The following is an 18,299-nucleotide window of genomic DNA, read 5'->3' on the forward strand; positions in this document are numbered from 1 at the left end:
CGATGCAAGATCTTAAAAAAATGATTGAAGATGCCTGGGAAGACAGGAATCTGCTGAATTATAACGAATACATCACCGCTATTGAAACCGTTGTTGAACGGTTGGATAAAGGCGAGATTCGTGTGGCCGAAATGATTGGTACGCGCTGGCATGTGAATGAGTGGATAAAGAAGGCGGTTATCCTTTATTTCCCTACCCGCAGCATGAAAGAAATTAAAGTTGGTCCGTTTGTTTTTCATGACAAAATGGATTTAAAAACCGATTATAAAGCAAACGGTGTTCGTGTAGTTCCGCATGGCATTGCCCGTTACGGCGCATACCTTGCAAAAGGTGTTATCATGATGCCATCGTACGTAAATATTGGCGCTTATGTTGACGAAGGTACCATGGTTGATACATGGGCTACAGTAGGTTCATGTGCGCAAATTGGCAAGCACGTACACCTAAGTGGCGGTGTAGGTATTGGCGGCGTATTGGAGCCGCTACAGGCTGCCCCGGTTATTATTGAAGATAACTGTTTCCTGGGATCAAGAGCCATCGTAGTAGAAGGCGTGCATGTTGAGCATGAGGCCGTGTTGGGTGCTAATGTTGTTTTAACTGCCTCAACCAAAATTATCGATGTAACCCAATCAACGCCGGTTGAATATAAAGGCCGTGTGCCTGCCCGTTCGGTAGTTATACCTGGTTCATATACCAAAAAATTCCCTGCCGGTGATTACCAGGTGCCTTGCGCGCTCATTATCGGCACCCGTAAGGAGTCGACGGATAAAAAAACTTCTCTAAACGACGCGCTGAGAGAAAATAACGTAGCGGTTTAAAAGTTGTAAGTTATACGTTTTACGTTATACATGTTTCAAATGCATGTAAACGTAAAACGTACAACGTAAAACGTACAACATGAAAATAGGATACGATGCCAAGCGGGCCTTTTATAATAATACGGGCCTCGGAAACTACAGCCGCTGGCTTATTAAAACGCTGGCATATTTCCATCCCGAAAACGCCTATTTTTTATATACACCAAAAGCTAAACCAAATGTAAGACTTAAGTTTTTGGGTGATCATGGCAATGTTTTTACTTTAACGCCTGCCAGCAAATTTTTTACTTCCTGGTGGCGTAGCAAAGGAATTGTTAAGGATTTGCGGCGCGATGGGATTGAATTGTATCATGGCCTTAGTCATGAGTTACCCTCGGGCATTGCCGGTAGCGGCATACGGTCGGTTGTCACGATACATGATCTTATTTTTATGCGCTACCCTAAGCAGTTTGGCTGGTTTAATTATCGTATTTACCTCGCCAAAGTAAAATACGCCTGCAAGGTAGCCGATAAAATCATCGCTATAAGCGCAAAAACCAAGGCCGATTTGGTAGAGCTGTTAGACATCAACCCCCAAAAAATTGAAATAATTTACCAAGGCTGCGACGTTATATTTGACGTTACAAAAACACCCGATCAAAAAGCCGCGGTAAAGTTAAAATACAACCTGCCCGATAAATTTTTGCTGAGCATAGGCACGATCGAAGAACGTAAAAACCTGTTGCTAACGGTAATAGCCTTAAAAAACATTGATGGCGATATCCCTTTAGTGGTAATTGGTAAGCCAACAAAATACACAGACGAAGTAAACGCCTACATTGCTGCCGGTAATTTAACCAGCCGTGTTGTTTTTTTAAGAGATATTCCGTTTGATGAATTGCCGGTCATTTATCAATTAGCGTCGGTTTTTATATATCCTTCAAGATACGAAGGTTTTGGTATTCCGATATTGGAGGCTTTAAACTCCGGCACCCCGGTTATAGCTGCCACAGGATCATGCCTGGAAGAAGCCGGCGGGCCCGGCAGCCGATATGTTGACCCTGATGACGCGGCCGGTTTAGCTAAAGAAGTGAACCAGATACTTGGTGATGATGCTTTAAGACAGACCATGGCAACCAGCGGCATTGAACATGCCGCAAACTTTAATGACGATAAACTGGCGCTGCAATTGCAGCAGCTATACACTAATATATTGAACAATGCTTAGAGACGAAGTTGCCAACGCATTTAAAGTATTACAAGATGGAGGCATTATCCTGTACCCAACAGATACCATTTGGGGTATAGGTTGTGATGCCACCAATACCGAAGCCATCAAAAAAATATTTCGCCTTAAACAGCGCGATGAGGCTAAAAGTATGGTGATATTGGTTGATACCGAAAACAAGCTGGAAAGCTACGTACAGGAAGTAAACCCGTTGGCTTATGACCTGATTGAATATGCCGAAAACCCCTTAACGCTGGTAATGCCAGGGGCAAAAAACTTATCGCCTGCTGTGATAGCTGCCGATGGGAGCGTAGCTATACGCGTAAGCAATCATGAGTTTTGCAAACAATTGATACAGCGGCTGCGCAAGCCTCTTGTATCTACATCGGCCAACATCAGCGGTAAGCCTTCGCCCCAATATTTTTCGCAAATTGACCAGGAAATCATCGATGGGGTTGACTATGTGGTTGACCTGGAGCAACACAGCAAAGAAATCCGCAATCCATCAACCATCATGAAACTGGCGCCTGACGGGAGTTTTGAGTTTATACGCAGGTAGGGGAGAATAGAGTCAAGAGAATAGAGTCAAGATTCAAGACTTAGGACATTTGGAAAAATAATCAAAACAAAGTTTTGCCAGAAGTATTTCCCACTAATGACTAATGACTAATGACTAATGACTAATGACTAATGACTAATGACTAATGACTAATGACTAATGACTAATTCCCCGCTCTTTCGCTGCTTTCGCTTAGGCGTTTGATAAGTTCATCATTAAATTCCTGTTCGCTTTTGTAAAGCATACTCACTTTTTCGGGTGGGAGAATTTTAGCAAAGGCGTCTCTGTAACGCTTGCGGATGGCCACCAGCTGGCTTTCGTAATAAATTTCTTTATCTATTTGCTCAGTACCGTTTGATGCCGCTTTGGAGTTGTTTAAGCGCTTCAGGATGCGTACAGCTGTTAATTCCTGCTGATATGAACGGTATAGCGGCCAAAATTTGCGGCCCTCGGCATCGCTCAGGTCAAGCTGCCTGCTAATGTAGTTGTTGCGGGCTGCCTCAAGCTTGGCACCTGTTCCTTTTTTAAGCTTTGTATTGGGGGCAACCCGTCCGGCAGGTACCAATTGTTCCTGCGCGTGCGATTGGTAGCCCACTGCTACAAAAAAAAGTACCGTAAAAATATGCCTGATCAATTTAACCATTAAAACTCCTTATTAATTAGCATCTATATAATCCGACAGATTCTCGTCCACGTTGGAACTATTACTTTTCTGATTGGCATCTATTAACGTGCGGGTGTCGCTTGCGTCGCTGTGCAATTCCAGGTAGCTTTTTATTTCATCTACCGGTACAGATGATACCTGCTCATGTAAAAATGAGTGGTTATGATCAGGTACAGAATTGCCTTTAAGCAAAACAGTAATACTTATCAAAACCGCGAAACATGCAGCAGTAGCATATCTGAATGTACCGGATGCAAGCATCTTGCGCACAATACTGCGTTTATCAACAGCCTGTTTAAAGCTTATAACATTGTCGGTTTCTTCAAACTCAACGGTTATAACCTCGTTAACTGTTTTATTTAAAATGTTTTGGCTTAGCTGCTCAAAATAATTTGCCGGTACCGTAAAAATTTCGGCGTCATTGTTCATTAGCTCCTCTACCGCTATTCGGCTTTGGATATTGCTGCTTAACTCGTCAAAATAATTTTCAGGGACCGCAAAACCTTCATCCTGGCCATCTAAGTATTCTTCGATAGCCACCCTGCTTTGGATGTTATTATCCAGTTCCTCGAAATAATTTTCGGGAACGCTAAAGCTTTCAGCGTCATTACTCACGTATTGCTCAATGGCAATCCTGCTTTGGATTTGGCTGGCTTGTTCGTCAAAAAAATTTTCGGGCGTAGTAAAACCGGTCTCTTCAGTACCTAAAGCTGCCTGGATATTAATGCGGCTTTGTATGTTGCTGTTTAATTGTTCAAAGTAATTTTCAGGAATAGTAAACCCTTCGGATGAGCCTTTAAGCTCTTCCAGCCTGATGCGTGATGTTATGTGCTGCGCTAATTCATCGAAATAGCCAGCAGGCACCAAAAACGGGTTGCTTGCGTCAACCTGCTTTAGTGACTTATAGTCATCCAGCCATTCCCTATTGTCCATATCGCTTTTCATACATAACTATAGATGAACAAAGTGCTAAAAGGTTTAACGTAATTCTGAATTAATTCTGAATTCAATCTTTCGAGATTAAATATGCTTCTATCTTCTTGACAGCCAGGTGAAAGGACGCTTTTAAAGCACCTACACTTGTACCCAAAACTGCCGAAATTTCTTCATACTTCATATCCTCATAATATTTCATGTTGAATACAAGCTTTTGTTTTTCGGGCAGGGTAAGCAATGCCTCCTGCAATTTGCGCTGTGCCGCATCGCCATTAAAATAGCTTGAATCTGCAAGCGTATCTGCAAGTTCATACGCAACATCATCCAACGAAACATTATTTTTAAGTTTTTTCTTATTCAAAAAAGTAATGCATTCGTTGGATGCTATGCGGTACATCCAGGTATACAGCTGTGCGTCATTTCTGAAGCCCAGCAGATTTTTCCAAACTTTTACAAAAACATCCTGTGTAAGGTCGTCTGCATCGTCATGATCAATAACCATGCGCCTTACGTGCCAGTAAATTTTTTGCTGGTATTTTTTAAGCAACAGGTTAAACGCTTCATTACGCGTCCGTTCGTCCTGGAATTTGCTTAAAATCTCTGAATCTTCTACCTGCACCGACATTTTATAATTTTTATAGTTAAATGCTAATTAAGCATTTTTGTTTTTTCTTTCGATAACCTTTTTTACGGCCAGCACAATATGTTCTGCATCTAAACCGTATTTGGTCATCAGTTGCTCAGGTGTGCCGCTTTCGCCAAAGCTATCGTTCACCGCTACAAATTCCTGCGGGGTAGGGTTGTTAACAGCCAGCAATTGCGCTATGCTATCGCCCAAACCACCAAGGCGGTTATGCTCTTCGGCAGTTACCACGCAACCTGTTTTAGCTACCGATTTCAATACGGCTTCGGCATCCAAAGGTTTGATGGTGTGGATGTTAATAATCTCGGCATCAATACCTTCTTCCGCCAGTTTTTCGCCTGCTAAAATAGCTTCCCAAACCAGGTGACCGGTGGCAAATATAGTAACATCTGCGCCTTCGTTTACCATCCACGCTTTACCGATCTCGAATTTTTGGTCAGGATCTGTAAAAATAGGAACAACCGGGCGACCAAAACGCAAATAAACCGGGCCTTCATATTCGGCAATAGCCATGGTAGCCGCTTTGGTTTGGTTATAATCGCAAGGGTTAATTACGGTCATCCCGGGCAGCATTTTCATCATGCCTATATCCTCCAATATCTGGTGGGTTGCACCATCCTCACCCAAAGTTAAACCGGCGTGCGACGCACAGACTTTAACATTTTTGTTTGAGTAAGCAATTGACTGGCGAATTTGATCATAAACCCTGCCAGTTGAAAAGTTGGCAAAAGTACCTGTAAAAGGTATTTTACCACCAATGGTCATACCTGCGGCAATACACATCATATTTGCTTCGGCAATACCAACCTGTACAAAGCGTTCAGGAAATTCTTTAATAAAATCATTCATTTTTAACGATCCAATAAGGTCGGCGCAAAGTGCAACCACCTGGTCGTTTTTTCTGCCGGCTTCCAGCAACCCGGCGCCAAAGCCCGAGCGGGTATCTTTTTTATCTGTATAGGTATACTTTTTCATTTCCGTTGGGATAGGGTTTTACGTGAGACGTTATACGTGGTACGTTTTACGTGTTATTTAAATGGTACAATAACTGATGGCTTTTTGTGCTTTTCTGGCAAACGTAGAACGTAAAACGTCCCACGTACAACCTAAAAAGCATGCACAGCCTAATAGTCGCCCAAAGTTTCTTCTAACTGTGCCAATGCCAATTTAAGCTGCTCGTCGTTAGGGGCAACACCGTGCCATTTGTGGCTGCCAACCATAAAATCAACGCCGTAACCCATTTCGGTGTGCATTAATATCATAATAGGTTTGCCCTGGCCTGTGCGGCTTTTAGCCAATTCCAATGTTTTAACAACATCGGCCATATCATTACCTTTCATCTCCAAAACATCCCATCCAAAGGCTACCCATTTGGCATGCAAATCGCCCAATGATAATACCAGGTTGGTTGGCCCGTCAATTTGCTGGCCGTTAACATCAATAGTCGAAATTAAATTATCAACCTTGTTGTGCGGTGCAAACATGGCTGCTTCCCAAATTTGGCCTTCCTGTAACTCGCCATCACCGTGTAAAGTGTATACTAATGATTTATCACCATTCAGTTTCTTAGCCAAAGCAGCGCCAATAGCAACAGATAAGCCCTGGCCTAATGAGCCGGATGCAATGCGTATTCCAGGTAAATGCTCATGCGTGGTGGGGTGGCCCTGTAAGCGGGTATTCAGCTTACGGAAAGTTGCCAGTTCTGCTTTATCATAATAGCCTGCGTGCGCCAGGGTGCTGTAAAACACCGGCGAAATATGGCCGTTTGATAAAAAGAAAAGGTCTTCGCCAATACCATCCATGTTGAATTTAGGATCGTGGTTCATCGCCTCGAAATAAAGGGCGGTAAAAAAATCTGTGCAACCTAATGATCCACCTGGGTGGCCCGATTGACAACCATGTACCATACGTACAATGTCGCGCCTGATTTGCGACGCGGTTTTTTCTAAGTCTTGAATTGTTGATTTCATTATTAATTTAGGAAACTGAACGGCTAAAGTAAAAATAATTATTGTTCTTTTAACACTTATTTTACTAAGTCGAGCACTTGTTGTGATGAGTTCTTGGTATCTACCTTGCTGATAACGTGGCTAATAGTGCCGTCGCCGTCAATAATGAAGGTAGTGCGGGCGGTGCCCATATATTGCTTGCCATACATATTCTTCTCTACCCATACGCCGTAGGCCTCTACAATAGATTTTTCTTCATCGGCAATCAGGGTAAATGGAAGGCTATACTTGGTTTCAAATTTTTTATGAGATTTTTCGTCGTCGGTGCTTACGCCAATTACTTCGTAGCCTTTGCTTAGCAACGATTGGTAGTTATCCCTGAAATCGCATGATTCTGCAGTACATCCGGGGGTATCGTCTTTTGGATAGAAATATAGGATTACGTTTTTGCCCTTATAATCAGATAACGATACGGTTTTTCCGTTTTGGTCTTTTGCTGTAAAGTCGGGGGCTTTATCGCCTTCGTTTAATGTTGACATAGTTTTTTGAGGTATTATCTGTAAAAATTTGCAGTAAAATCTGCAAAGTTGTTTTTGTTATCTACCAGAACCAGTTTAAAGGTATGCTTACCCTGTGTAATATCGCCGCCAAAGGTATAACTTAGAATTTTAGTTTTATAATCCAATTCCATTAAAACCCACTTATTATCAATGGTTCCGGTGTAAGTTTTAATGCCCGAAAGGTTATCGCTCATCCTGAAACTGATGGTGCGGGCGGCCTTCATATTACTGCCGTCCTTTATATTTAGCGGGTGAATCACCGGTGGCACGGTATCCAATTTAATAAAATAATCGCCAAAGGTGCTGGTCTGGCTTTTTACCCAGCCATCCTGGTAGTAGCCGCCAACGCAGCCCACGGTGGTGCTTACAATAACGGCCTTATCTGCATACTTTCCCAAATCAACTTCGGGCTTTATCCAAAGTTCATAATTTTCGTGTATTGGGGTAAGGCGGTTATGGATATGGTGTAACGACGAGTAGGCACCCTGTGGCTTTGGCGAAACGGAATAGATAAAATCAAGATCGTCATACAAATTACCGGGCATCACGGTAACCTTTACCTTATCCATACTAAACTCGCTCTTTTTATCGTAGTGAAATAAAGTGCCGGCTATTTTGTTGGCCGTTGCATTAAACGGGCTTGCCTGCACTTTTAATTTTAAGGTTGATGTATTGCCGGCTACATCTTTAACAACGTACTCAACATCATGCAGTGCATTATCATTAAAGGTGATAATACCCCGGTTAACAGATTGCGGGTACAGCGAGATATGACTGCCCGGCATAATAAAGCATTTTTGCATCCAGCGTCGCTCCAGCGTGTATGATGGATAATCGATATAAGCATTGATGGCATGGGTTTGATCGAATGCGAAACGTTCTACCGCGAAGGTGTACACGGTTTGGCCATCCAGCTTCAACTCCAGCGAGTAGATGCCGTTGTGGTTGGCCGATGTGCTGTTCATATCCGTAGTATTGATGCCAAAGCCTACGTTACCGCTTAAATGCAATACCTGTGGTTTGGTCAAATGATAATTACCCGCTGCCCCGGTAACACCCATAAACTCTCGCGGTGTTTTTTCGCTAAAGGGGTTGCCATTAAGGTGATAGATGCCGATAGAGGTGATAGTAGGGGGCACCTGGTCTGGAATGGTTAACCCGAACAATTGCGGGTTGATGGTTTCCTCAGTTTGTGTATCCCTGATCTCGAAGTGTACATGCGGGCCGGCAGATGCGCCTGCATTTCCGGAGATGGCAACCACATCGTTTTTACAAACGGCAGCCTGAGTTGGGCCTAATTTAAAATCGGCCTCGTAGGTTTGATGCTCATACTGGTAGGCTTTTACCAGCGCCGCCACAGCAGGCGTAAACGCTTGCAGGTGACCGTAAACCGTAGTATAGCCATTAGGGTGCGTAATATAAATAGCCCTGCCGAAGCCGCCAAACTGAACCCGCACCCTTGATATATAGCCATCATTTACCGCGTAAACCGGGTAGCCGGTACGCTGGTTGGTTTTAAAATCGAGCCCGGAATGGAAGTGCGCCGGCCGTAATTCGCCAAAGGAACCGGCCGTAGTATGCGGTAGTAAATCAAGCGGGTAGCGAAAATAATTTTGCGGGTATGGTGTGCTTTGTATGGTGGCTGTTTGCGCCAGCAGGTGTGTGTAGATGCCTGAAAATACTATGGAGAGGAGGATAATTGTTTTTTTAACCATGCTTGATAGCGGAATAGTTTTAATTCAATAATGTTGTTATTTCCTAACGCAGAGACGCATAATTGCGTTTCCCGCCAGACGGGGCGGATTTCCATGGCAGGCTTGGTTAATTTGCATGTGTGATTTGCATGCGGAGACGCAATTATGCGTCTCTACACAACAACAGGTGCATTTTCTACTTCACCCAAAAATCCAGCATTTTTTCATCCCCGATATATCCTTCCAGCCTGTCACCAACCTTTACCCGGCCTACGCCTGCAGGTGTGCCGGTAAATATCAGGTCGCCCTTTTTTAGGGTGATATAGCGGGATACAAAGGCGATGATACTCTCGAAGCTGAAAAGCAGCATGTTGGTATTGCCCTGCTGGCGGGTTTCGCCGTTGATATCCAACCTGAAATTGATATTATAGATATCAGGAAAAGTAGCCTTGGGCACAAAGTTGCTGATTGGCGCCGAGCCATCAAAAGCCTTGGCCAGTTCCCATGGTAAGCCTTTTTCTTTATGGCGGGCTTGGATATCGCGGGCGGTAAAATCAACTCCCAGGCCTATCTCGTCATAATAACCGGCGGCAAATTTCTCGCCAATGTGTTTGCCTTCTTTACTCACCTTTAACACCAGTTCAATCTCGTGATGGATATCTTCCGAAAAATCGGGATGGTAAAAAGGCTTGTTATCTTTTAAAAGTGCGGTGTCGGGCTTCATGAAAATAACCGGGACAGTTGGCACCGGGTTATTTAACTCTTTGGCATGTTCGGCATAGTTGCGGCCTATGGCAATAATCTTCATATATACGATATGCTTAAATGCCAAAGCTAAAAAAAAAGGTTGAGTTCAGTGCTTCGCGTTATTGGTCATTTCACTTCGCTGTCATTGGTGCCTCTCGGGTTGGTGAAAAAATAGTTTCGATAATCAAAACAATAAAAGCGCCGATGAATCAATGACTAATGACTATAAAACAGAGATCCGTTTGATAACCGATTCGGTACCGGCTACTACGCGTACAAAATAAAAGCCCCGGGTAAGCTTGTTATTAATTTGGTAGTTTATGTTATGGTCGCCGCCTTCAACACGCTGGTTAAATACGGTAGTAATATCGTTGCCCAAAACATCCATTATTTTAACAGTAACATTGGTGTTGCGGCTTATGGTGTATTTAAGGTTAAGCTGATCGGTTACGGGGTTGGGGTATAGCTGCACATCGTTTAACAATTTATCATCAGGCCGTGATACATTTACTTTCGCCGTTGATGTTACCGCAGGTTTTAACGGTGGCAATGCCAGGTGAAGGCCGTTTTTTAAATAAGAAGGTTTACCGCCTTTGGTTTTGGTTACGTGATAAACGGTATCGCTTTTAAATTTGTTGGCATCGGCTTTTTGAGGAGACGCAATCCCTTTGGCAAATGCAAAATTCATAAAAATTGCTATCGCAATTAATACGGACCATGCATATGTGTAAGTAAAAGGGTAAGTAATTTTTCGCCTCATTATTAAGTTTCAGTACAAAAGTATAAATAATGCCCTCACGGCCTAAGAAATTGACGTTTTTGTTAATGTTTTTAACAAAATTTAACAATGAGGACTGTTTTATAGTATAGACTGACTAAACCCTTATACGTTTAATCCTAATTTAAGTTTGAATGAAATAGTGTTTTTTATACATTTATTAAAGGAATTCAAAAAGATAGCTTTTGGCGCTTTTTTTTGTTTGATTTTTTAACATTTATATTAATATACATCATTGGGTTTCAATTACTTCATTATTGTTTATTAAATAGCCATAAAATTTACATTATTTATAAAAAACTTCTTAATTCTTCATGAATTCTTGATAATTTGACTTTGAAATGTAAAAAATTAATATTTTTGCCGTCTCAAACTAACACATAGTGTCAAATCATAAAGATCTGCAAAAACTGTCGGCAGCTGGTCTGCTCATCAGTTTAGGAATAATTTACGGTGATATTGGTACCTCGCCATTATACGTATTCAAAGCCATTGTTGGCACCAACCACATTTCAGAAACATTAATATTAGGCGGAGTTTCGCTTATATTTTGGACGTTAACCCTGCAAACTACCCTAAAGTATGTGGTAATAACGCTGCGCGCCGATAACAAGGGCGAAGGTGGCATTTTTTCGCTTTTCTCGTTGGTGCGCCGTAAAGCCAAATGGCTTATAGTACCTGCCGTTGTAGGTGGTTGCGCGTTACTTGCCGATGGTATTATTACGCCGCCCATTACCATATCGTCGGCTATTGAGGGTTTGCAAACCTATTACCCCAATTTACCAACTGTTAAAATAGTGATAGCCATTATTACCGGGCTGTTTATTATACAGCAATTTGGTACATCGCTGGTAGGTAAAGCATTCGGGCCAATTATGTTTATCTGGTTTACGATGATGGGCGTACTCGGTATCTCCTACATCGTACATTCGCCAGGCATCGTCAGGGCGCTTAACCCTTACTATGCTTACGAATTGTTAAGTTCAACAAATAGCCACAACGCGTTTATTATATTGGGTGCTGTGTTTTTGTGTACTACCGGGGCCGAAGCATTATACTCTGACCTGGGGCACTGCGGTAAGCAAAACATCCGCATCAGCTGGATTTATGTTAAAGCGTGTTTAATTTTAAACTACCTTGGCCAGGCGGTTTGGTTGCTGCAAAGTAACGGATCGGTGATGGACCTTAACGTGAACAACCCCTTTTATAAAATAATGCCGGAGTGGTTTTTGATATTTGGTATCGGTATCGCTACCGTAGCTGCAATTATTGCCAGCCAGGCGCTGATATCGGGATCGTTCACGCTGATTGCCGAGGCTGTAAGGCTTAACCTTTGGCCAAAAGTGAAAATTAATTATCCATCTGAGCAAAAAGGGCAATTATATGTGCCAAGTGTTAACTGGCTGCTTTGGGCCGGCTGTTTGGGTGTTGTGCTAATATTTCGCCATTCGGATAAAATGGAGGCGGCTTATGGTTTAAGTATCACCGTAGCCATGTTGATGACCACTATACTGGTATCAAAATTCCTGAAAAGGAAAAAGGTACCAAACTACATCATCAATACATTTTTGGCAATTTACCTGGTTATTGAAGGTACCTTCCTGACAGGTAACCTGGTTAAGTTTTTGCATGGAGGCTGGTTTACACTTTCGATAGGTTTTGTTTTGTTCACGGTGATGTGGACATGGCATACTGCCCGTAAGATCAGGAATCGTTATGTTAAATTTGTTGGAATTGATGATTATTACAACATCATTAACGAGCTGAGCGCCGACGAAAGCGTGCCTAAATATGCATCGCAACTGGTGTACTTAACCAGCGCTAATTTTAACTCGGAAATTGAATCGAAAATTGTTTACTCCATTTTACAGAAGCAACCAAAACGGGCCGATGTATATTGGCTGGTTCACGTTGATGTAGTGGATGAGCCTTACAAACGCGAATACGAGGTTGACTTTTTGATTCCTAATAAACTGATCCGTATCGATTTTAAACTGGGCTTCCGGGTTGAGCAGCAGATTAACCTGTTGTTCCGTAAAGTGGTTGAAGACCTGGTTAAGAAAGGTGAAGTTGATATCACCAGCCATTACAAATCATTAAATAAGCATAAAATTGTTGGTGATTTTAGGTTTGTGGTGATTGAGAAAATTTTCTCCCGCTCGCACAGCTTATCATTTTATGAGCGCTTTATCATGGATTTTTATGTTTACCTGAAGCATTTAAGCCTTTCAGAAGAACGTGGCTTTGGTTTGGATTTAAGCTTTGTTACGGTTGAAAAAGTGCCGTTAATGCTATCGATACCTGATGCTATTGAAATTCATAGGGTAAATTAGGCCTCGTCACACCCTTTCCAAAATGGAGGGGTCGATTTGAAGCTGTTTTTTTTGCTGAAGTAGAAAAAGTTAAATAAAGTCTTCCCTGTTCGGGAGGACTTTTTTGTTTACTACCTTTTTGTGCTGATTTTTCGAAGTATCGTTGTCGGGAGCATAGTTAACGCCTGTTTTTTTGAACTTTCTCCTTTTAGTAGGGTAGGGTGAGGTAAATAAATTCAGTATTACTACAGATTGTTTTCACATATTTACAAAGCTGAAGTAATATCCTGTGAACAAAAAGATACAATTAACCTTATTAGCCCTGTTTTTTGCAACTGGTTTATTTGCCCAGGGCGCCGATCTTAACCTGCTTAAAGCTATTAACGGGCCGCCAAGTGGTGCCGATAGTAAGTGGAAATTTATAAGCGATAAAGCTGTTATTGTAAACGTAGCCGCCCCTATAAGTTTAATTGTTGCCGGCTATATTAACCACGATGATAACCTTAAAATAAGCGGGTTGCAAACAGCCGCGTCGTTTATTGTTGCAGGTAGCGCAACCTTTGCTGCTAAAAAAATATTTAACCGCGAGCGGCCTTTTGTTACCCACCCGGATGTGATTTATGCCAAAGAATACCCAACAGACCCGTCATTCCCGTCGGGACATACTGCTTTCGCATTTTCGACCGCTACATCCTTAAGTTTGGCTATTCCTAAATGGTACGTGATAGCACCATCGTTTGCATTTGCCAGCGCTGTAGGCTATTCACGAATGTACCTGGGTGTGCACTACCCAAGCGATGTTCTGGGCGGGGCAATAGTTGGCGCCGGCTCAGCATATCTTACCTGGAAGTTACAGAAATGGATTGTGGGGAAGAGGCCTCACCCTGCCCTCTCCAAAGGAGAGGGTTCTTACTAAACGCGTAATATATCTCTAATAGCACTACGTATTTTTCTAAAATTCAAGCTTTTAAACCCAAATCAATACCAAGGAAAAGGTCTGGCTAAATTTTTCTGTTGGGTTGTTTATCTAATATTTCTTTGATATTCAGAAACACATTTTGAGGATATTTTAAAACTTGGTCGTTAGTAAACCGGATAACGTGAAAACCTAATTCATTTAAAACAGAAGTTCTTAAATCATCCTGTTCTTTGGTAAACAGATGATACCCGCCGTCTACCTCAATGACCAATCCTTTTCCCAAACAAACAAAATCAGCAATATAACCATCAATGGCGTGCTGCCTTCTTATTTTATAGCCGGTTTTATTATTCCTTAAAATTTGCCACATCATGTTTTCTGCTTCGGTGGGGTGCCGCCTGTTTGCCTTTGAATTCTCTTTAAGAATCTCCCATAAAATAAGGTCGGCAGTTTCGAATCCTTGCCACTTGCTTTTAATGCCGGTAATATTTACATCATTTTTACTCATGAAACTAATTGAACCGATTATATTTTATATCATAAAATCAGAATCTATTATTTGAACGGGACTGCCAAAACCAGCCTTGCAAATCAAAAGCCCTCTCCTTTGGAGAGGGTTTGGGTGAGGCTTTTTCTCATATACTTTCTCACCTCCTCATTAATATCCTCCTTCAAATACATCCTGAAATAATGATTGTGCTGGTTAGTGCCGGGTACTGTTTTTATTTTGCTGAAGCAGAGGTTATCGGCATATATTTCATTAAACGGAAAAACCACATCAATAAAGTTTTTACCTAATTGGGTAACGTAGGCAAAATTGGTGTGCAGGCCAAATGCTATCATACTTTTAGTAGGATAAACTTTGATGGGCGCCATGGCTAAAAGTTCTTCTACCAGGTAATCAAACAATTCAACCGTATGGGCGGATTTACCCTGCAAAAAATCACCCAGGTTACGTTCGCGACAGGAGTGTACCTGGTTGGTGTTTGCAAATTCGCGGCTACAAATGGGGCATATCCACATAAGGTTATTGGTTAGGCGGTTTTAGCCTCCCTACCTAATACACTGTTTTTGTAGCTGTAGGTAAAGTAAATAACCAAACCTATTACCAGCCATATCAGGAACCGTAGCCAGTTGGTATAGCCAAGTTCGGTCATGAGGTAAAAGCAGCTCATGAGCCCTAAAACGGGTATCAGCGAGAAGTTTTTGAGGAAGCTATACACAGCGATAATAATAATGAGAATAAAGAACAGGTAATTAGGGAAGTTGTACAGGAAGCCATCAAAACCAATATGGTATTTTTTTAGCTCACTGATAGGTGCTGCCCGTAAGGCGCTGTTAAATCTATCTTCTTCCAAATCTTTAAAATACTTTTTTTGCGAGGCGGAGTCAGCCAGGGTAGGGGTGCCGGTATTTAGTTTAACAACAGAGGCGTATACAGCTTTTATTTCACCTGCATTAAGGGCGTCAATAATGGCGGGTTTTTCTCTCAGTTTCTTAAACTGCATCATTTCAACCTGGGGGGCGGGTTTAAAGTAAACTATCGAGCCCAGGATAATGATAGTTATCAATGGCACTATGTATTTGCCATTGGCGTATGGTAAATGAAATTTGCCTTTAACCGCCTCTTCGCGCGGTAGTAATAAAACACCGCCACAAACCAGTACAAAGGCAAATAAAGTGCCTATACTGGTTAAATCGGTAACCTCGGTAAGGTTCATGAATAACGCCGGTATTGCCACCACAAAACCTGTAATTACAGTAGCAAAAGCAGGAGTATGATATTTAGGGTGAATACGGGAAAACGCTTTTGGTAATAAACCATCGCGGCTCATGCTCATCCAGATACGGGGTTGCCCTAACTGGAATATTAATAGTACGCTTGCCGTTGCAATTACCGCGCTTATGGATATTACATAACTTACTTTATGCAAGCCAACTTTAGCAAATACAAAAGCCAGCGGATCGCCCACTTGTAAGTCTTTATAACTTACCATACCTGTAAGTACCAGCGCTATCAGGATATACAAAACGGTACAAATAATAAGGGAATATATCATACCGCGGGGTAGGTCGCGCTGCGGTTTTTCGCATTCTTCGGCCGTGGTCGAAATAGCATCAAAGCCGATGTAAGCAAAAAATACGCCCGAAACGCCTTTCATAACGCCGCCAAAGCCATTAGGCATAAAAGGATGCCAGTTGGCCGGGGTAACGTAAAAAAAGCCCACTACAATAACGGCAATAACAATCAGTATCTTTAAGATAACCATGGCATTGGTTGCCTTTTTTGTTTCGCGGATACCAATATAAACCAGGTACGTAATAATAAAAACAATAGCCAGGGCCGGCAAATTAGCTATCAGCTTAAAATTACCTAAGCCGGGCGCATTATCCCAGGCAATTGCCCCGGCTTTCAGCCTATCGGCAATATCTGCAAGTACCGCCCCCTGTTTGGTTACAGCTTCGTGTCCTCTTAGGGCCGAAACATAATCCATAGTAAGATATTTAGGTAAATGAATATTAAAGCCTTCAAGCAGGTTTACAAAATATTCGCTCCATGATATAGCTACAGCAATGTTGCCAATGGCATATTCCATTAATAAATCCCAACCAATTATCCAGGCTATCAGCTCGCCAAAAGAAGCATAGGCGTAAGTATAGGCGCTGCCCGCTACCGGTATGCGCGATGCAAATTCGGCATAACATAGTGCTGAAAATCCGCAGGTAACGGCGGTAACAATAAATAACAGGGAAACAGCCGGCCCTCCGTGAAAAGAGGCTTCGCCGATGGTGCTAAAAATGCCGGCCCCAACTACGGCGGCTATCCCCATCAGGGTTAAATCTTTTACGTTTAATTCTTTTTTTAGCTGGGAGTTTACTGTGCCGGGATGTTCGCTATCGCTGAAACCGCATTCAACATCATGTAATATTTTCGAGACCGATTTTTTACGAAATATGCTTTTCGACATTTAATTTAAATAATAAGTGCAACCTATTCCCAAACATAATCATTTTTTTGCATTAGATAAGTATATGCTTACTTTGCATCATGAAGATAGGGGTACAAGATGTTTTATACAGGATAAGGCCATTTTTTTTACTTTACCTGATTGTTTTGTGCGCCTGTTTGGTTATCAAACTACTATATACCCGCGAACAGATTTTTTTTGCGGTAAACGGGTGGAATAGCCCCTGGGCCGATTACATTGAACCCTACATGACCGACCTTGGCGACGGCCTTACCGCGGTTACACTCTCGTTGGTTTTTTTGTTATTTAGCTATCGTAAATTCCTGCTGCTGGCATCAAGCTATCTTTTAACCGGGTTTGTGGCCCAGGTAATTAAATATTTTGCCGATGCCCCAAGGCCCAGTTTATATTTTAAAGACCAATGGGCGCCTGTACATACAGTTAAAGGAGTAGAGATACTAACGTATAATAGTTTCCCTTCGGGGCACACTACCAGTGCTTTTTCGGCAGCGGTGGTGCTGGCTTACCTGGCAACAAAAAAAGGCTGGGGTATCCCAGCCTTACTCATGGCCATATTAATTGGCTATTCAAGAATGTATCTTACCGAACACTTTTTTGAAGATGTTATAGGTGGTTCGGCTATTGGGGTAATAGTTACTGTTTTGTGGCTTACCTGGCTGGAAAATAAGCAATTTATCCATTCCGAAAAATGGCGTACCGGGTTAATTAAAACAGTTTTTAAATAATTACCCTTCGGCGGCAAGCCTTTTTTTGCGGCGAATGGTTACCAGTACAATAATGACAATGAGCGGCAGCCCGCCATATAGGCCAATTTTAACCGGGGTTGATAAACCCTTTGCGTTGGAAATATACTGATCGTTACGTTTCAAGTCGGGCGCAACTTTAATCGAGTTCGAAAATTCTCTCAGCTCGGCTTTGGCAAGCTCGGTTCTGGCTTCGGGGTAATAATATTCAAAAGTATATGTTACATCCTGTGTATATAACAAAATAAACTTTCTTAACTGGGGCGCTTCGCCGGTCGATCCGCTATTGTCAATCCTTAGGGTAAATACCCGTGCTTCAAGGTTGCCAATGGTTGTGTCGCGCGGGTTCATGATACTGCCGTTGCGCGATTGTTTCCTGATGCCATCAGCAAAAGTATTAAATACCTTTTTCAGGTCCCGCTCTTTATTCAGCGGCTTATTGTTGGCAGCGTTTTGAACGCGTATTACGCTTATAAATCCGAGGGCGGCAGTACCCTGGAAAATTTGTTGACCTAATGTATCTTTCTTGGTAAAGTTTGCTGGTAAAGAGACCGTAACCAAACTATCAATCTTTACGGGTTTAAGTATCTGACTAAAACCTAAAGTCGCAAACAGGACGAGGCTTAAACTTAAAATTGTCTTTTTCATAGATTGTTTAACTATAAAAAGAGCAAACAGTTTTAAAAATAATCAGTAATCACGCTTTTTGACGATAATGATGAAATGGTAATTGCTTGTTCTTTAATTGGTTGGCCAATGGTGATTAATGAGTAATTCAAA

The 18,299-nt window shown here is 42.1% G+C and carries 19 protein-coding genes; 6 read left to right on the top strand and 13 right to left on the bottom strand.

Going from position 1 to position 18,299, the window contains the following annotated elements; genetic code table 11:
* Nucleotides 1-2: 2 nt before the first annotated feature.
* The 3 genes from AC1DV1_RS03940 to AC1DV1_RS03950 all read left to right on the top strand — a co-directional run bounded on the left by AC1DV1_RS03940 (nucleotide 3) and on the right by AC1DV1_RS03950 (nucleotide 2,584).
* Nucleotides 3-818: a 2,3,4,5-tetrahydropyridine-2,6-dicarboxylate N-succinyltransferase gene (locus AC1DV1_RS03940; RefSeq protein ID WP_090651304.1), complete on the top strand. Its 816-nt coding sequence runs from the start codon at nucleotides 3-5 to the stop codon at nucleotides 816-818.
* A gap of 79 nt (nucleotides 819-897) precedes the next feature.
* Entirely contained in the window at nucleotides 898-2,025 is a 1,128-nt protein-coding gene (locus AC1DV1_RS03945; RefSeq protein ID WP_477355572.1) for a glycosyltransferase family 4 protein, read from the top strand.
* Complete coding sequence (locus tag AC1DV1_RS03950; RefSeq protein WP_147056466.1) at nucleotides 2,018-2,584, top strand: L-threonylcarbamoyladenylate synthase; 567 nt, start codon at nucleotides 2,018-2,020, stop codon at nucleotides 2,582-2,584. Before AC1DV1_RS03945 ends, AC1DV1_RS03950 begins: the two co-directional genes overlap by 8 nt.
* Nucleotides 2,585-2,747: 163 nt before the next feature.
* Here the strand turns inward: AC1DV1_RS03950 and AC1DV1_RS03955 are convergent, their stop codons facing one another.
* The 9 genes from AC1DV1_RS03955 to AC1DV1_RS03995 form a co-directional block, all read right to left on the bottom strand.
* Entirely contained in the window at nucleotides 2,748-3,227 is a 480-nt protein-coding gene (locus AC1DV1_RS03955) for a hypothetical protein (protein ID WP_477355575.1), read from the bottom strand.
* A gap of 12 nt (nucleotides 3,228-3,239) precedes the next feature.
* Entirely contained in the window at nucleotides 3,240-4,193 is a 954-nt protein-coding gene (locus AC1DV1_RS03960) for a hypothetical protein (protein ID WP_477355578.1), read from the bottom strand.
* Nucleotides 4,194-4,254: 61 nt separating this feature from the next.
* On the bottom strand, nucleotides 4,255-4,809 hold the full coding sequence (locus AC1DV1_RS03965) for an RNA polymerase sigma factor (protein ID WP_147056474.1): 555 nt from the start codon (nucleotides 4,807-4,809) through the stop codon (nucleotides 4,255-4,257).
* 27 nt (nucleotides 4,810-4,836) lie between these two features.
* On the bottom strand, nucleotides 4,837-5,802 hold the full coding sequence (locus tag AC1DV1_RS03970) for a transketolase family protein (RefSeq protein WP_477355581.1): 966 nt from the start codon (nucleotides 5,800-5,802) through the stop codon (nucleotides 4,837-4,839).
* A gap of 149 nt (nucleotides 5,803-5,951) precedes the next feature.
* Entirely contained in the window at nucleotides 5,952-6,797 is an 846-nt protein-coding gene (locus tag AC1DV1_RS03975) for a transketolase (RefSeq protein WP_477355584.1), read from the bottom strand.
* 56 nt (nucleotides 6,798-6,853) lie between these two features.
* Complete coding sequence (bcp, locus tag AC1DV1_RS03980) at nucleotides 6,854-7,315, bottom strand: thioredoxin-dependent thiol peroxidase (protein WP_477355587.1); 462 nt, start codon at nucleotides 7,313-7,315, stop codon at nucleotides 6,854-6,856.
* A 14-nt stretch (nucleotides 7,316-7,329) separates the two neighbouring features.
* Complete coding sequence (locus AC1DV1_RS03985; protein ID WP_477355590.1) at nucleotides 7,330-9,051, bottom strand: M23 family metallopeptidase; 1,722 nt, start codon at nucleotides 9,049-9,051, stop codon at nucleotides 7,330-7,332.
* A 175-nt stretch (nucleotides 9,052-9,226) separates the two neighbouring features.
* Nucleotides 9,227-9,838, bottom strand: a complete 612-nt coding sequence (locus tag AC1DV1_RS03990) for a fumarylacetoacetate hydrolase family protein (RefSeq protein WP_477355593.1) — start codon at nucleotides 9,836-9,838, stop codon at nucleotides 9,227-9,229.
* Nucleotides 9,839-10,000: 162 nt separating this feature from the next.
* Nucleotides 10,001-10,465 carry a T9SS type A sorting domain-containing protein gene (locus tag AC1DV1_RS03995; protein ID WP_477355596.1) on the bottom strand — a complete coding sequence of 155 codons (465 nt, stop codon included), beginning with the start codon at nucleotides 10,463-10,465 and terminating at the stop codon, nucleotides 10,001-10,003.
* A gap of 473 nt (nucleotides 10,466-10,938) precedes the next feature.
* Here AC1DV1_RS03995 and AC1DV1_RS04000 point away from each other — a divergent pair, with 473 nt between their 5' ends.
* Together AC1DV1_RS04000 and AC1DV1_RS04005 are read left to right on the top strand one after the other, a co-directional pair.
* Nucleotides 10,939-12,888, top strand: coding sequence for a KUP/HAK/KT family potassium transporter (locus AC1DV1_RS04000; RefSeq protein ID WP_477355599.1), 1,950 nt, complete (start codon nucleotides 10,939-10,941; stop codon nucleotides 12,886-12,888).
* A 268-nt stretch (nucleotides 12,889-13,156) separates the two neighbouring features.
* Nucleotides 13,157-13,783 carry a phosphatase PAP2 family protein gene (locus AC1DV1_RS04005; RefSeq protein ID WP_477355602.1) on the top strand — a complete coding sequence of 209 codons (627 nt, stop codon included), beginning with the start codon at nucleotides 13,157-13,159 and terminating at the stop codon, nucleotides 13,781-13,783.
* Nucleotides 13,784-13,868: 85 nt separating this feature from the next.
* Here AC1DV1_RS04005 and AC1DV1_RS04010 read toward each other — a convergent pair whose 3' ends face one another.
* The 3 genes from AC1DV1_RS04010 to AC1DV1_RS04020 all read right to left on the bottom strand — a co-directional run bounded on the left by AC1DV1_RS04010 (nucleotide 13,869) and on the right by AC1DV1_RS04020 (nucleotide 16,755).
* On the bottom strand, nucleotides 13,869-14,294 hold the full coding sequence (locus tag AC1DV1_RS04010; RefSeq protein WP_477355606.1) for an endonuclease domain-containing protein: 426 nt from the start codon (nucleotides 14,292-14,294) through the stop codon (nucleotides 13,869-13,871).
* A gap of 83 nt (nucleotides 14,295-14,377) precedes the next feature.
* Nucleotides 14,378-14,809, bottom strand: coding sequence for a DUF5655 domain-containing protein (locus AC1DV1_RS04015; RefSeq protein WP_477355609.1), 432 nt, complete (start codon nucleotides 14,807-14,809; stop codon nucleotides 14,378-14,380).
* An 11-nt stretch (nucleotides 14,810-14,820) separates the two neighbouring features.
* Nucleotides 14,821-16,755 (bottom strand): amino acid permease, encoded by a 1,935-nt coding sequence (locus AC1DV1_RS04020; protein ID WP_477355612.1) that lies wholly within the window; start codon nucleotides 16,753-16,755, stop codon nucleotides 14,821-14,823.
* Nucleotides 16,756-16,835: 80 nt separating this feature from the next.
* On the opposite strand from AC1DV1_RS04020, the gene AC1DV1_RS04025 reads away from it, so the two are divergent.
* Complete coding sequence (locus tag AC1DV1_RS04025; RefSeq protein WP_147056496.1) at nucleotides 16,836-17,501, top strand: phosphatase PAP2 family protein; 666 nt, start codon at nucleotides 16,836-16,838, stop codon at nucleotides 17,499-17,501.
* Here AC1DV1_RS04025 and AC1DV1_RS04030 read toward each other — a convergent pair whose 3' ends face one another.
* Entirely contained in the window at nucleotides 17,502-18,167 is a 666-nt protein-coding gene (locus AC1DV1_RS04030) for a hypothetical protein (protein WP_477355615.1), read from the bottom strand.
* Nucleotides 18,168-18,299: the final 132 nt, after the last annotated feature.

The organism is Mucilaginibacter sp. P4_D1, assembly GCF_056401935.1.